Annotated in this window: 1 protein-coding gene; it reads left to right on the top strand. The window is 37.5% G+C overall.

Annotation, left to right across the window (positions count from 1 at the left end; translation table 11 throughout):
* A partial coding sequence (locus FRY74_RS12805; RefSeq protein ID WP_189765288.1) for a SprB repeat-containing protein occupies positions 1-411 on the top strand: 411 nt, incomplete at both ends.

Below are 411 nucleotides of genomic sequence, written 5' to 3'. Positions count from 1 at the left end.
CTCTCTTACTGACTCTGTTACCATCTCTGAACCAGATGTTTTAGCTTTATCTTCTACTACTTCTGATGTCCTTTGTTATGGAGGAAATACTGGTGAAGCTACTATTCAACCTACTGGTGGCACTCCTGCTTACTCGTACAACTGGTCTCCTTCAGGTGGATCTGATTCTACAGCTACTGGATTAGCTATTGGCACTTATTCTGTAATCGTGAATGATATAAAAGGATGTACAGATTCTATATTGATAATGATTAATCAACCTGATTCTTTATCTTCTTCATTAAACCAAACAAACGTTAGTTGTAACGGTGGTAATGATGGTGAATTAATCGTTACTCCTAATGGTGGTACTGCTCCTTTCTCTTTCGCTTGGAGTAATTCTGATAATGACTCTATCGCTGAAAATCTTAA

The sequence above is a fragment of the Vicingus serpentipes genome, from assembly GCF_007993035.1.
Lineage (GTDB): Bacteria > Bacteroidota > Bacteroidia > Flavobacteriales_E > Vicingaceae > Vicingus > Vicingus serpentipes.
Note: the sequence above shows the minus strand (reverse complement) of the source record. Positions and strands in the feature narration are given on the sequence as shown.